Annotated in this window: 11 protein-coding genes; 5 read left to right on the top strand and 6 right to left on the bottom strand. The window is 60.6% G+C overall.

Annotated features, from left to right (window positions below):
- Positions 1-56 precede the first annotated feature (56 nt).
- Positions 57-1,382: a 30S ribosomal protein S12 methylthiotransferase RimO gene (gene rimO / locus EnteroDNA1_RS20815; RefSeq protein ID WP_039261460.1), complete on the top strand. Its 1,326-nt coding sequence runs from the start codon at positions 57-59 to the stop codon at positions 1,380-1,382.
- A gap of 114 nt (positions 1,383-1,496) precedes the next feature.
- Here the strand turns inward: rimO and gsiD are convergent, their stop codons facing one another.
- The 5 genes from gsiD to iaaA are packed head-to-tail and all read right to left on the bottom strand — an operon-like array spanning position 1,497 to position 7,719.
- Positions 1,497-2,408: a glutathione ABC transporter permease GsiD gene (gsiD, locus tag EnteroDNA1_RS20810; RefSeq protein ID WP_069303859.1), complete on the bottom strand. Its 912-nt coding sequence runs from the start codon at positions 2,406-2,408 to the stop codon at positions 1,497-1,499.
- A 1-nt stretch (position 2,409) separates the two neighbouring features.
- Positions 2,410-3,330 (bottom strand): glutathione ABC transporter permease GsiC, encoded by a 921-nt coding sequence (gene gsiC / locus EnteroDNA1_RS20805; protein WP_023310911.1) that lies wholly within the window; start codon positions 3,328-3,330, stop codon positions 2,410-2,412.
- Between the two features lie 5 nt (positions 3,331-3,335).
- The gene (gsiB, locus tag EnteroDNA1_RS20800; RefSeq protein ID WP_064672151.1) at positions 3,336-4,874 is read right to left on the bottom strand and encodes a glutathione ABC transporter substrate-binding protein GsiB; all 1,539 of its coding nucleotides are present in this window, start codon (positions 4,872-4,874) and stop codon (positions 3,336-3,338) included.
- Between the two features lie 23 nt (positions 4,875-4,897).
- Positions 4,898-6,769, bottom strand: a complete 1,872-nt coding sequence (gene gsiA / locus EnteroDNA1_RS20795; RefSeq protein WP_064672150.1) for a glutathione ABC transporter ATP-binding protein GsiA — start codon at positions 6,767-6,769, stop codon at positions 4,898-4,900.
- Between the two features lie 11 nt (positions 6,770-6,780).
- Entirely contained in the window at positions 6,781-7,719 is a 939-nt protein-coding gene (iaaA, locus tag EnteroDNA1_RS20790) for a beta-aspartyl-peptidase (RefSeq protein ID WP_069303951.1), read from the bottom strand.
- 188 nt (positions 7,720-7,907) lie between these two features.
- On the opposite strand from iaaA, the gene moeA reads away from it, so the two are divergent.
- Together moeA and moeB are read left to right on the top strand one after the other, a co-directional pair.
- Positions 7,908-9,140 (top strand): molybdopterin molybdotransferase MoeA, encoded by a 1,233-nt coding sequence (gene moeA / locus EnteroDNA1_RS20785; protein ID WP_064672148.1) that lies wholly within the window; start codon positions 7,908-7,910, stop codon positions 9,138-9,140.
- A gap of 1 nt (position 9,141) precedes the next feature.
- Positions 9,142-9,894: a molybdopterin-synthase adenylyltransferase MoeB gene (gene moeB / locus EnteroDNA1_RS20780; RefSeq protein WP_064672147.1), complete on the top strand. Its 753-nt coding sequence runs from the start codon at positions 9,142-9,144 to the stop codon at positions 9,892-9,894.
- An 89-nt stretch (positions 9,895-9,983) separates the two neighbouring features.
- Here moeB and fsa read toward each other — a convergent pair whose 3' ends face one another.
- Positions 9,984-10,646, bottom strand: coding sequence for a fructose-6-phosphate aldolase (fsa, locus tag EnteroDNA1_RS20775; RefSeq protein WP_064672146.1), 663 nt, complete (start codon positions 10,644-10,646; stop codon positions 9,984-9,986).
- A gap of 128 nt (positions 10,647-10,774) precedes the next feature.
- Here fsa and EnteroDNA1_RS20770 point away from each other — a divergent pair, with 128 nt between their 5' ends.
- Positions 10,775-11,674 carry a glycyl-radical enzyme activating protein gene (locus tag EnteroDNA1_RS20770; protein ID WP_069303858.1) on the top strand — a complete coding sequence of 300 codons (900 nt, stop codon included), beginning with the start codon at positions 10,775-10,777 and terminating at the stop codon, positions 11,672-11,674.
- A 4-nt stretch (positions 11,675-11,678) separates the two neighbouring features.
- On the top strand, positions 11,679-14,111 hold the full coding sequence (locus tag EnteroDNA1_RS20765) for a formate C-acetyltransferase/glycerol dehydratase family glycyl radical enzyme (protein ID WP_069303857.1): 2,433 nt from the start codon (positions 11,679-11,681) through the stop codon (positions 14,109-14,111).
- The last annotated feature ends 147 nt before the right edge of the window (positions 14,112-14,258 follow it).

Here is a 14,258-nt window from a genome sequence, read left to right as displayed (position 1 = left end):
GCGATACGCTGTAAAATCCCGCCCTGATAACTCCATAATTGATGAATTTTTAACCTATGAGCAATGTTACGCACCAGCCGAAAATCGGCTTCGTCTCCCTGGGCTGCCCGAAAAACCTCGTGGATTCCGAACGCATCCTGACCGAACTGCGCACCGAGGGCTATGACGTGGTGCCAAGCTACGACAACGCCGATATGGTGATCGTGAACACCTGCGGCTTTATCGACAGCGCGGTTCAGGAATCACTGGAAGCCATCGGTGAGGCCCTGACGGAAAACGGCAAAGTGATTGTTACCGGCTGTCTGGGCGCGAAAGAAGACCAGATCCGCGAAGTGCACCCGAAGGTGCTGGAGATCACCGGCCCGCACAGCTACGAGCAGGTGCTGGAACATGTTCATCACTACGTGCCAAAACCAAAGCACAACCCGTTCCTGAGCCTGGTGCCAGAGCAGGGCGTGAAGCTGACGCCGCGCCACTACGCTTACTTAAAAATTTCCGAAGGCTGCAACCATCGCTGCACCTTCTGCATCATCCCGTCCATGCGCGGCGATCTGGTGAGCCGTCCGATTGGCGAAGTGCTGGCGGAAGCTAAACGTCTGGCCGACGCGGGCGTGAAGGAGCTGCTGGTCATCTCCCAGGACACCTCGGCTTACGGCGTGGACGTTAAACACCGCTCCGGTTTCCACAACGGCGAGCCGGTGAAAACCAGCATGGTAGGCCTGTGCGAACAGCTGTCTAAACTCGGTATCTGGACGCGTCTGCACTACGTCTATCCGTATCCGCACGTTGACGACGTGATCCCGCTGATGGCGGAAGGCAAAATTCTGCCGTACCTGGATATCCCGCTGCAGCACGCCAGCCCGCGCATCCTGAAGCTGATGAAGCGTCCTGGATCCGTTGATCGCCAGCTGGCGCGCATCAAGCAGTGGCGCGAGATCTGCCCGGATCTGACCCTGCGATCCACCTTCATCGTCGGCTTCCCGGGTGAAACCGAAGAAGACTTCCAGATGCTGCTCGACTTCCTGAAAGAAGCCCGTCTGGACCGCGTAGGCTGCTTCAAGTACAGCCCGGTTGAAGGCGCTACCGCCAACGAGCTGGCGGACCAGGTGCCGGAAGAGGTGAAAGAAGAGCGCTGGAACCGCTTCATGCAGCTGCAGCAGCAGATCTCTGCCGAGCGTCTGCAGGAGAAAGTGGGCCGCGAAATTCTGGTGATTATCGACGAAGTTGACGAAGAGGGCGCGATTGGCCGCAGCATGGCGGACGCCCCGGAAATCGACGGCGCGGTGTACCTGAACGGCGAAACCAGCGTCAAGCCGGGTGATATCATTCGCGTGAAGGTTGAAAACGCGGACGAGTATGACCTGTGGGGTAGCCGGGTTTAATCTCCTTTCCCCCTCACCCTAACCCTCTCCCCACTGGGGAGAGGGGACTGCTGGGTGCGGTTTTTCACCCTCGCCCCTTTGGGGAGAGGGCCGGGGTGAGGGGCAAGCAAAAGCCTACCCCTTAATCCTCGGATCCAGCGCGTCGCGCAGCCCGTCCCCCAGCAGATTAAACGCCAGCACGGTCAGGAAAATCGCCAGACTCGGGAAGATCGCCACGTGCGGCGCAATCACCATATCCGCCCTCGCCTCGTTCAGCATCGCGCCCCACTCCGGGGTCGGAGGCTGCGCGCCTAACCCCAGAAACGACAGGCTGGCCGCCGAAATAATCGACACGCCGATGCGCATGGTGAAATAGACCACGATGGACGACACCGTACCCGGAAGAATATGGCTGAACAGGATGGTGGCATCGCTGGCCCCCATGCTGCGGGCTGATTCGATAAACGTCTGCTGTTTCAGCACCAGCGTATTGCCGCGCACCAGCCGCGCGAACGCCGGAATCGAAAAGACCGCGACCGCAATGATGACGTTCGCCATGCCGCTGCCCATGATCGCCACCACGGCAATCGCCAGCAGAATGCCGGGAAAAGCAAACAGCACGTCGCAGATGCGCATGATGATGCGGTCCCACCAGCCTTCGTAATACCCGGCAACGAGGCCCAGCACGGTACCGATGGCCGCGCCAATCAGCACCGCGAACACCCCGGCGGCAAGCGAGATCTGCGCCCCCACCAGCACGCGGCTAAAGATATCGCGCCCGAGGGAGTCCACGCCGAACCAGTGCAGCATCGACGGTCCGTCGTTCAGACGGTCGTAGTCAAAATAGTTTTCCGCATCAAACGGCGCCACCCACGGCGCAATCACCGCCACCGTAATCAGCAGCAGCACAAACAGCCCCGCGGTCATCGCGACCGGCTGACGGCGGAAACGCCGCCAGAATTCAGACCACGGGGTGCGGACGTGGTCCGGTTTTAGCCCCGGCATGGCGTTTAAAACGGCCTGACGTCGCCAGTTCAACAATCGCATCTTACTTGTACCTGATGGCCGGGTTAATGGCGGCGTAGAGCACGTCCACCACTAAGTTGATAAGAATAAACTCCAGCGAGAAAAGCAGGACTTCCGCCTGAATCACCGGGTAGTCGCGCATCTCGACGGAGTCGACCAGCAGGCGTCCCAGCCCCGGCCAGTTGAAGACCTTTTCCACGACGATCGAGCCGCCGAGCAGGAAACCAAACTGGAGCCCCATCATCGTCACTACCGGGATCATCGCATTGCGGAATCCGTGCTTGAGAATGACCCACTTCTCGCTGACCCCTTTCGCCCGCGCGGTGCGAATATAATCTTCGCTCAGCACGTCAACGAACGAGGCGCGGGTAAAGCGGGCCATCACCGCCGACACGGCAGCGCCCAGCGTCATGGAAGGCAGGATGTAATGCTTCCAGGTATCGGCCCCGACGGTCGGCAGCCAGCCCAGTTCGACGGAGAAGATCTGCATCAGCAACATTCCCAGCGCGAACGCCGGGAAGGAGATGCCGGTCACCGCCAGCGCCATGCCGAGCTTGTCCGGCCAGCGGTTGCGCCAGACGGCCGCGATAATCCCGGCGCCAAGCCCAAACACGACCGCCCAGCTCATGCTGGCTATCGTTAACCAGAACGTCGGCATAAAGCGGCTGGCAATCTCCTCCGACACCGGACGGCGCGACACCATCGAGATACCAAAATCGCCCTGCAGAACGTTGCAAATGTAATGGATGAACTGCATATACAGCGGCTGGTCGAGGCCAAGCTGCTTACGCACCAGGTCAATAACGGTGGCATCCGCCTCAGGCCCGGCGACCAGACGCGCCGGATCGCCCGGCAGCATATGGACAAACAAAAACACCAGGACCGCCACAATCAGCAGCGTCGGAATAAGCCCCAGCAGGCGTTTACAAACATAATTCAGCATGAGGTTTATTTTAAATCCGCATCGTCAAAGCTAAAGCCCGTGTCCGGCATGATGTAGAACCCGGTCAACGCTTTGTTATGGGCTGACACCAGTTTCTCCACCACCAGCGGCACCCACGGTGACTCTTTCCAGATAATATCCTGCGCGTCTTTATAGAGACGCGCCTTCTCTTCCGGTTTGGTGGTTTTCAGGGCATCGGCCAGGTCTTTGTCCACCTGCGGGTTGCTGTAAAACGCGGTGTTGAACAGGGTTGGCGGCCAGTTCTGCGAGGCAAACAGCGGCGACAGCGCCCAGTCGGCCTCACCGGTCGACGCCGTCCAGCCGGTGTAGAACATCCGCACGCCGCTCTCTTTCTGCCCTTTCCCCTCCACTTCTGCCGCACGCTGTCCCGCATCCATTGCGGTGACCTGTACCTTGATACCCACCTGCGCCAGCTGCTGCTGGGTAAACTGCAGCACCTTCTGGGCGGTACTGTGATTATGCGAGGACCACAGCGTGGTGCTGAAACCGTTCGGGAAGCCCGCCTCTTTCAGCAGCTCGCGCGCTTTAGCCGGATCGTACGGCCACGGCTGATAGCTTTGCGCATAGGCGATCGCCGGCGGCAGCACGCCGGTGGCCGGAGTGGCATAGCCGGCAAAGGCGACCTTCACCAGCGCCTGACGGTTAATGGCGTAGTTGATGGCTTCACGCACCTTCGGATTATCGAACGGCTTTTGCGTGACGTTCATGCTGATGTAGCGCTGCATGATTGACGGGCTGGCGACCAGCTCCAGCTTGCTGTTTTTCTGCAAAATGGCGGCCTGCTCGTACGGGATCGGGAAGGCAAACTGCGCCTCGCCGGTTTGCAGCATCGCCGCGCGGGTGTTGTTGTCCACCACCGGGCGCCAGGTGATAGTGTCGAGCTTCGGCAGCCCCTGCTGCCAGTATCCCGCGAATTTCTTCACCTTCACAAAATCGGTCTGGTTCCAGGTGAGCAGTTCGTAAGGGCCGGTGCCAACAGGGTGGAAGCCGATCTCCTTGCCGTATTTCTTCAGCGCGGCAGGGGAAATCATCGCCGTTGCCGGATGCGCCAGGATATTGATAAACGCGGAGAACGGCTCTTTCAGGGTGATTTTAACCGTCGCCGGGTCGACCACCTCTGTACTGGCGATATTTTTATACAGGTTATAGCGCTTGAGGCTATTTTCCGGATTGCTGGCGCGGTCCAGGTTAACCTTCACCGCCTCCGCATTGAATTCTGTCCCGTCCTGGAACTTCACGCCGGTCCTGAGCTTGATGGTATACACCAGCCCGTCGTCGGACACGGTGTACCCCTCCGCCAGCACGTTTTTGAGCTTCATCTCTTTATCGAGGCCAAACAGGCCCTGATAGAACGATTTCGCCACCGCCTGAGAGAGCGTGTCGTTGGCGTCATACGGATCGAGCGTGGTGAAATTGGAGCCGACGGCGACCACCACGTCTTTGGCAGCGAACGCGGGGGCAGCGGCCAGGGCTGCCGTCACGCTCGCGGCTAACAACCATCTACGCGCTACAAATGTAACCATTGTGTTCTCCTGCCTGTTGTAAGTTATAACCGCGAAAAAGCGTTGTCCTGACGCGGGGGAGCGACGAAATGACCCGGCCCGACCTCGCGCAGCGTCACGCGCTCCACGGCCTCGCCGCGTTTATGAATATTGCTCGGCATTTCATCCTGCAGCAGCACGCGCTGGCCGTGACGATGCGCCGGATCGGCAACCGGGACCGCCGCGATAAGCTTGCGGGTGTACGGGTGCTGCGGGTTTTCAAACACCGCCCTTCGCGGCCCAATCTCCACGATCTGCCCCATAAACATCACCGCCACGCGATGGCTGATGCGCTCGACCACCGCCATATCGTGCGAGATAAACAGGAAGGCGATGCCCATATCCCGCTGTAAATCCAGCAGCAGGTTGATGATTTGCGCCCGGATAGAGACATCCAGCGCCGAGACGGACTCATCGGCTATCACCACTTTCGGGTTCAGCGCCAGCGCGCGGGCGATGCAGATACGCTGCCGCTGTCCGCCGGAAAACTCGTGCGGATAACGCCATGCGTGCTCCGGCTTCAGGCCGACGCGCTCCAGCAGCCAGGCCACGCGAAGCTGGGCCGCTTCGCCGTCGAGCAGGTTATGTACCCGCAGCGGCTCCATGATCGAATACCCCACCGTATGGCGCGGATCGAGGGAGGCATACGGATCCTGGAAAATAAACTGAATATCCCGCCGCACCGCCTGCAGCTTGCTGTCCGGAAGGGTATCAATGCGCTCGCCGTTAAAGGTAATGCTGCCTTCCTGTGATTCCACCAGACGGAGCAACGCGCGCCCGGTGGTGGATTTACCGCAGCCGGACTCCCCCACCAGCGCCAGCGTTTCGCCCGGCCAGAGATCGAAACTGACGTTTTCCACCGCGTGCACTTCGCGCTTAACGCGGTTCAGTACGCCGCTGCGCAGTGGAAAACGGGTGACCAGATCGCGCACTTCCAGAATGGGCTTACCCGGCACCACGGTGTCCTGCTCGCGATCCTCCTCCTGTAGCTCAGACGCCTCAAGAGAAATCAGCGGGAAGCTGCGCGGCAAATCGCTGCCGTTCATCGCCCCCAGGCGCGGAACCGCCGCCAGCAGCGCTTTGGTGTAAGGATGCACGGGCGCGTGAAAAATCTGCTCGACCGGGCCGGTTTCCACCGCGCTGCCCTTGTGCATCACCAGCACCCGATCGGCGATATCGGCGACTACGCCCATATCGTGGGTGATGAATATCACCCCCATCTCCATCTCCTGCTGCAGCACTTTAATGAGCTGCAGGATCTGCGCCTGAATCGTCACGTCCAGCGCCGTCGTCGGTTCATCGGCAATCAGCACCGCCGGACGGCAGGAGAGCGCCATGGCAATCATCACCCGCTGGCGCATGCCGCCGGAAAGCTGATGCGGGTAGCGACCCAGAATGGCCTGCGCCTCCGGGATGCGCACCAGCTCCAGCATCCGTCGGGCCTCTTTGAGCGCTTCATCGCCGCTCAGTCCTTGATGCAGGCGGATGGACTCGGCGATTTGTTCCCCGACCGGGAAAACCGGGTTCAGGGAGGTCATCGGCTCCTGGAAGATCATCGCAATATCCGCCCCGCGCACGCCCTGCATCTGCGAACCGCTCAGCTCATTTAAATCAATGACCTGACGGTTACGGCGGCGCAGGAGCATTTTCTCGCTGCTGATTTGCCCGCCCGTCTGTTCCAGCAGGCGCATCAGCGCCAGCGCGGTGACCGATTTACCGGATCCGGACTCGCCAACAATCGCCAGCGTCTCGCCGCGCCTGAGCGTGAACGATAAATTCTGTACTGCGGGGATGAACTGCCGCTCTTCCTGAAACGCAATATTGAGCTGATGGACAGCCAGCACTTCGCGGTTGTCCAGTTCTTCACTGTGCGGCACGCGCTGCCCCCTTATTCACGATAGATGCCCGTGCTCGGTTCATCACCGGCATAACCCCAGGCGCGATACATGCCTTCGCTGTTGAATGGCAGAGCCACGTTGCCCTCACGATCCACCGCAATGAGCCCGCCGACGCCGCCCAGGGCAGGCAGTTTCTCCATCACCACGCGCTCGCAGGCTTCGCTGAGGCTTAAACCGCCGTAATCCATCAGCGCGGTGATGTCGTAGGCCGCGAGGGCGCGAATAAACACTTCCCCGGTGCCGGTACACGACACCGCCGCCGTCGCGTTATTGGCGTAGCAGCCGGCGCCCGGCAGCGGGCTATCGCCGACGCGCCCGGGCAGCTTGTTGGTCATCCCGCCCGTTGAGGTCGCCGCCGCGAGGTTTCCGGCCTTATCCAGCGCCACCGCGCCGACCGTGCCCATTTTGGTGGTTTCATCAAGCGGCGCTGCATGGTCAAGCTGCGTCATGCCCGCCGAACGAGCCTCCAGCAGCTGCTGATAGCGCTCCTCCGTGGAAAACAGATCCGGCGATACCGGTTCCATTCCGTGCCCGAAGGCAAACGCCTCTGCCCCGGCCCCTGTGAGCAGGACGTGCGGACTCGCCTCCATCACCAGACGCGCGGCCAGCACCGGATTGCGCAGATGACTCACGCCCGCCACGGCGCCCGCTTTCAGGGTGACGCCGTCCATCACGCAGGCATCCAGCTCGTGCGTTTCATCCCGGGTAAAGACCGAACCGATCACTGCATTAAATAACGGACACTCTTCCAGCAGGCGCACCGCCTCGGTGACCACGTCCAGCGCGCTTTCGCCCGCTTTCAGCATTTTCTGACCCGTTTCCACAATGGCGTACAGCGCGTCGATATAGCGCTTTTCCTGCTCGGGACTGAGCTGTGCTCGGGTGATTGCCCCGGCGCCACCATGAATTGCGATTACCGCATTAACCATTCGCATCACCCGTTAGCCTGATTTGCGGCTTTTTCTATAAATATCATTATCGTCGATGAAACTTCAGATGATTTTTGAATATAGAAAGACGTAACTGTGATGTAAAGCGTACACCCATCGGGTCATACAGTTAGCCGCACTTTTCTGCCATAATGGCCGCTTTCGTTGTTACTCCGCAGGAGCCCACCATGGATTTTACCGCCGGACTGATGCCGCTTGAGACGGCACTCACGCAGATGCTTGACCGAGTTTCCCCGCTGCATGACGTTGAGACGCTGCCCCTCGTGCGCTGTTTTGGCCGTATTGCCGCGCGCGATATCGTCTCTCCGCTTAACGTGCCGGGGTTTGATAATTCCGCGATGGACGGTTACGCGGTACGCCTGGCGGATCTCCAGACGGGTAACGCCCTGCCGGTGGCAGGTAAAGCCTTTGCGGGCCAGCCGTTTAACGGTGAATGGCCTGCGGGCACCTGCGTACGCATCATGACCGGCGCGCCGGTTCCGGCCAGCTGCGACGCCGTGGTAATGCAGGAAGAGACCGAACAGGCCGACGACGGCGTGCGTTTTACCGCGAACGTTAAAGCGGGCCAGAACATCCGCCGCACGGGCGAAGATATCACCCTTGGCGCGACGGTCTTTGCCGCCGGGCAGAAGCTGACGGCAGGTGAGCTGCCGGTGCTGGCGTCGCTCGGCGTGGCTGAAATCGACGTTATCCGTAAAGTGCGCGTGGCCGTTTTCTCCACCGGCGACGAGCTGCAGCTTCCGGGCCAGCCGCTGCAGGACGGTCAGATTTACGACACCAACCGCCTGGCGGTACACCTGATGCTGGAGCAGCTGGGCTGCGAGGTGATTAACCTCGGCATTATTCCTGACGATCCGGAAAAACTGCGCGCCGCGTTTATCGAGGCGGATAACGCAGCCGACGTGGTCATCAGCTCCGGCGGCGTCTCCGTGGGCGAAGCGGATTACACCAAAACCATCCTCGAAGAGCTGGGGGAAATCGCCTTCTGGAAGCTGGCCATCAAGCCGGGCAAACCGTTCGCGTTTGGCAAGCTCACGCGCGGCTGGTTCTGCGGCCTGCCGGGTAATCCGGTCTCGGCGGCACTCACCTTCTACCAGCTGGCGATCCCGCTGCTGGCGAAGCTTTCCGGCAACAGCGCCAGCCCGCTGCCGGAACGCCAGCGCGTGCGCGCCGCCACGCGCCTGAAAAAATCGCCGGGCCGCCTCGATTTCCAGCGCGGCATTCTGGCGCGCAACGCGGACGGAGAGCTCGAAGTGAGCACCACCGGGCACCAGGGCTCACACATTTTCAGCTCCTTCAGCCAGGGCAACTGCTTTATCGTCCTGGAGCGCGAGCGCGGCAATGTGGAAGCAGGCGAGTGGGTTGAGATCGAGCGTTTTAACCACCTGTTCGGAGGCTGACATGACGGTGGAGCTGAGCGACCCGGAGATGATGCGCTACAACCGCCAGATTGTGCTGCGCGGGTTTGATTTCGAAGGTCAGGAAGCGCTTAAGGCAGCAAGCGTGCTGGTTGTTGGTCTGGGCGGCCTGGGCTGCGCCGCCGCGCAGTATCTTGCCGCGGCGGGCGTGGGCAGAATGACGCTGCTGGATTTTGATACCGTGTCGGTGTCTAACCTGCAGCGCCAGACGCTGCACAGCGATGCGACGGTTGGCCAGCCGAAGGTGGATTCTGCCCGCACGGCGCTGGCGCGCATCAACCCCAACGTTCAGTTCACCCTGATTGACGCGATGCTGGATGACGAGGCGCTGTCCGCGCAGATTGCACAGCACGACCTGGTGCTGGACTGCACCGATAACGTCACGGTCCGTAACCAGCTGAACGCGGGCTGCTTTGCCCACAAAATCCCGCTGGTCTCCGGCGCGGCGATCCGCATGGAGGGGCAAATCAGCGTTTTCACGTACGCGGAAGGTGAACCCTGCTACCGCTGCCTGAGCCGCCTGTTCGGCGAGAACGCGCTGACCTGCGTTGAAGCGGGCGTGATGGCGCCGCTGGTCGGCGTGATTGGCTCCCTGCAGGCGATGGAAGCGATCAAAGTGCTGGCGCGCTACGGCACGCCTGCGGCGGGGAAAATCGTAATGTATGACGCGATGACCTGCCAGTTCCGCGAAATGAAGCTGATGCGTAACCCGGGGTGTGAGGTTTGCGGAGGTTAAAGCAAACGGCAACCTTCAGGTTGCCGTTTTAGTGTTTGCTCCCTCTCCCTGTGGGAGAGGGTTGGGGTGAGGGCATCAGGCCGCACCCGTCAGATCGACGCCCGTCCAAACGCGCCCTGCCAGTCCTGCTCAAACTTCACAATCGCCGCATCCACAGCCGGAGAGGTAATAAACTGCTGCGCCACGTCCAGCGGCAGCGTGATGGACTCGCACCCTGCCAGCAGGCAGTCCAGCGCCTGACGCGGCGTTTTAAAGCTCGCGGCCAGCACCTTTGACTGCGGTACGTGCAGCGTCAGCAGCTGTTGCAGTTCAACCACGGTCTGGATCCCGTCCCCGCCCTGCGCGTCCAGGCGGTTAACGTAAGGCGCTACATACTCCGCGCCCGCCAGCGCGGAGAGCATCCCCTGCGCAGCACCGTAAACCGCCGTACCCAGCGTCGGGATCCCTTCCGCTTTCAGCATCTTGATCGCCGCCAGCCCTTCGGCGGTCACCGGCACTTTTACCACCAGGTCGTTGATGATGGCGCGCAGCTTACGCGCGTCCTCCACCATCCCTTCGGCGGTGGTCGCCATCACCTGGGCGAAAAGACGGCCTTTTCCGCCCAGCGCGTCGTGCAGCGCTGGCAGCAAAACGTCCAGCGGCGTTTTACCTGCCGCCACAATGCTTGGGTTGGTGGTTACGCCCGCCAGCGGGAAAATGCGCGCCAGCTTTTTGACTGCCGCAACGTCAGATGTGTCGAGATAAAGTTCCATGATGTCACCCTCAAATTTAGCCTGCACTTACCCTATCACGACAAAACCTGCTCAGTAGTTGACCTGCATCAAGATAACTTTCATTCGAAAGTAATTTAATCTTCATATGCAATGCGAGAGGCGAAATCATGATCTTCAATATTCAGCGTTACTCTACCCACGATGGCCCCGGTATTAGAACCGTGGTGTTCCTGAAAGGCTGCTCGCTGGGCTGTCGCTGGTGCCAGAACCCGGAAAGCCGCTCCCGCAGCCGGGACGTGCTGTTTGATGCGCGCCTGTGCCTGGACGGCTGTGACCTGTGCCAGCAGGCGGCACCGGGCTGCATCGAACGCGCGCTGAATGGCCTGGTTATCCACCGCGAGAAGCTTGATGAAGCGACGCTCAACGCCCTTAGTGACTGCTGCCCGACGCAGGCGCTGACCGTCTGCGGTGAAGAGCAGCAGGTCGAGGAGATCATGGCGACCGTACTGCGCGATAAACCCTTTTACGACCGCAGCGGCGGCGGGATCACCCTCTCCGGCGGCGAGCCGTTTATGAACCCTGAGCTGGCGCACGCCCTGTTTAAAGCCAGCCACGAACAGTGGATCCACACAGCCGTGGAAACCTGCCTTCACGTGCCGTGGCACTACATCGAGCCGTCATTACCGTACGTCGATCTGTTCCTCGCCGACCTGAAGCACGTCGACGGTGAGGTGTTCAAACAGTGGACGGACGGTTCGGCTAAGCGAATCCTGGACAACCTGAAACGCCTTGCCGCCGCCGGGAAAAAAATCACCATCCGCGTGCCGCTGATCCAGGGCTTTAACGCTGACGAAGCGTCCGTAACCGCCATTACCAACTTCGCCGCCGACGAGCTCGGCGTCGACGATATTCATTTTCTGCCGTATCACACGCTGGGCATGAACAAATACACCCTGCTCGGCCAACCCTACTCTGCCCCTGACAAACCGCTGGATAACCCTGCCCTGCTGGATTTCGCGCAGCAGTACGCCTGCCAGAAAGGGTTAACCGCGACCTTACGAGGATAAACCTATGACAACCCTGAATCTCAACACCCTCAGCGAGCGCATTAAAGCGCACAAAACGGCGCTGGTGCATATTGTTAAGCCGCCGGTCTGTACCGAGCGCGCCCAGCATTACACCGAAATGTACAAGCAGCACATGGACAAGCCGATCCCGGTGCGTCGCGCGCTGGCGCTGGCGCATCACCTGGCCGAGCGTACCATCTGGATCAAACACGACGAGCTGATTATCGGTAACCAGGCAAGCGAAGTGCGCGCCGCGCCGATTTTCCCGGAATACACCGTCTCATGGATTGAGAAAGAGATCGACGATCTGGCGGACCGCCCGGGCGCGGGCTTTGCGGTGAGCGAAGAGAACAAGCGCGTGCTGCACGACATCTGCCCGTGGTGGCGCGGCCAGACGGTGCAGGACCGCTGCTACGGCATGTTCACCGACGAGCAGAAAGGCCTGCTGGAAACCGGCATTATCAAAGCCGAAGGCAACATGACCTCCGGCGACGCGCACCTGGCCGTTAACTTCCCGCTGGTGCTGGAGAAAGGCCTCGACGGCCTGCGCGCTAAGGTGGCCGAGCGCCGCACGCGCATCAACCTGACGGTGCTGGAAGATCTGCACGGCGACCAGTTCCTGAAGGCGATCGATATCGTGCTGGAAGCCGTAAGCCTGCATATCAAACGCTTTGCCAATCTGGCGCGTGAAATGGCGTCCACAGAAACCCGCGAAAGCCGCCGCGACGAGCTGCTGGCGATGGCGGAAAACTGCGACATCATTGCCCACGAGCCGCCAAAAACCTTCTGGCAGGCGCTGCAGCTGTGCTACTTCATTCAGCTGATCCTGCAGATTGAGTCAAACGGCCATTCCGTCTCCTTCGCGCGTATGGACCAGTATCTCTATCCGTACTACCGCCGCGACGTCGAGTTGAACCAGAGCCTCGACCGCGAACACGCTATCGAGCTGCTGCACAGCTGCTGGCTGAAGCTGCTGGAAGTGAACAAGATCCGCTCCGGCTCGCACTCCAAGGCTTCCGCCGGTAGCCCGCTGTACCAGAACGTCACCATCGGTGGCCAGAAGCTGGTCAACGGTGAGCCGATGGACGCGGTGAACCCGCTCTCCTACGCAATTCTGGAATCGTGCGGTCGCCTGCGCTCCACCCAGCCGAACCTGAGCGTGCGCTACCACGCGGGCATGAGCAACGACTTCCTCGACGCCTGCGTGCAGGTGATCCGCTGCGGCTTCGGCATGCCCGCGTTCAACAACGATGAAATCGTCATTCCGGAATTCATCAAGCTCGGCGTTGAACGCGACGACGCCTACGACTACGCGGCCATCGGCTGTATCGAAACCGCGGTGGGCGGCAAGTGGGGCTATCGCTGCACCGGCATGAGCTTTATCAACTTCGCCCGCGTGATGCTGGCCGCGCTGGAAGGCGGGCGCGACGCCACCAGCGGCAAGGTGTTCCTGCCGCAGGAGAAAGCGCTCTCCGCCGGTAACTTCGAAAACTTCGACGAAGTGATGGCGGCGTGGGACAGCCAGATCCGCTACTACACCCGCAAATCTATCGAGATTGAGTACGTGGTGGATACCATGCTGGAAGAGAACGTCCACGACATTCTCTGCTCGGCGCTGGTGGACGACTGCATCGAGCGCGCGAAAAGCATCAAGCAGGGCGGCGCGAAGTATGACTGGGTCTCCGGCCTGCAGGTGGGCATCGCCAACCTCGGCAACAGCCTGGCTGCGGTGAAGAAGCTGGTGTTCGAACAGGGCACTATTGGTCAGCAGCAGCTGGCGGCGGCGCTGGCGGATGACTTCGACGGGCTGACCCACGAGCAGCTGCGCCAGCGTCTGATCAACGGCGCGCCGAAGTACGGCAACGACGACGACAGCGTGGACATGCTGCTGACGCGCGCCTACCAGACCTACATTGAAGAGCTGAAGCAGTACCACAACCCTCGCCACGGCCGCGGCCCGATTGGAGGTAACTACTACGCGGGCACCTCTTCCATCTCCGCAAACGTGCCGTTTGGCGCGGCAACGATGGCCACCCCGGACGGACGTAAGGCGCACACCCCGCTGGCGGAAGGAGCAAGCCCGGCCTCCGGTACGGACCACCTCGGCCCGACGGCGGTAATTGGCTCGGTGGGTAAACTGCCGACGGAAGCGATTCTCGGCGGCGTGCTGCTGAACCAGAAGCTGAACCCGTCGACGCTGGAAAACGACAGCGATCGCCAGAAGCTGATGGTGCTGCTGCGCACCTTCTTCGAGGTGCATAAAGGCTGGCATATCCAGTACAACATCGTCTCGCGCGAAACGCTGCTGGAAGCGAAGAAACATCCTGACCAGTATCGTGACCTGGTGGTGCGCGTCGCGGGCTACTCGGCGTTCTTCACCGCCCTGTCGCCGGATGCGCAGGACGATATTATCGCCCGTACTGAGCACACGCTGTAAAAAAACGCCCGGTGGCGCTTCGCTTACCGGGCCTACATTGTCTCCCCGTAGGCCGGGTAAGGCGAAGCCGCCACCCGGCTTTCTGACTTTCATTCGAAATTAAATTTGTGCTCCCCGTCACCTTGTTATTAGAATGTTTCAAAACGC

Source organism: Enterobacter sp. HK169 (genome assembly GCF_001719105.1).
Lineage (GTDB): Bacteria > Pseudomonadota > Gammaproteobacteria > Enterobacterales > Enterobacteriaceae > Enterobacter > Enterobacter asburiae_B.
Note: the sequence above shows the minus strand (reverse complement) of the source record. Positions and strands in the feature narration are given on the sequence as shown.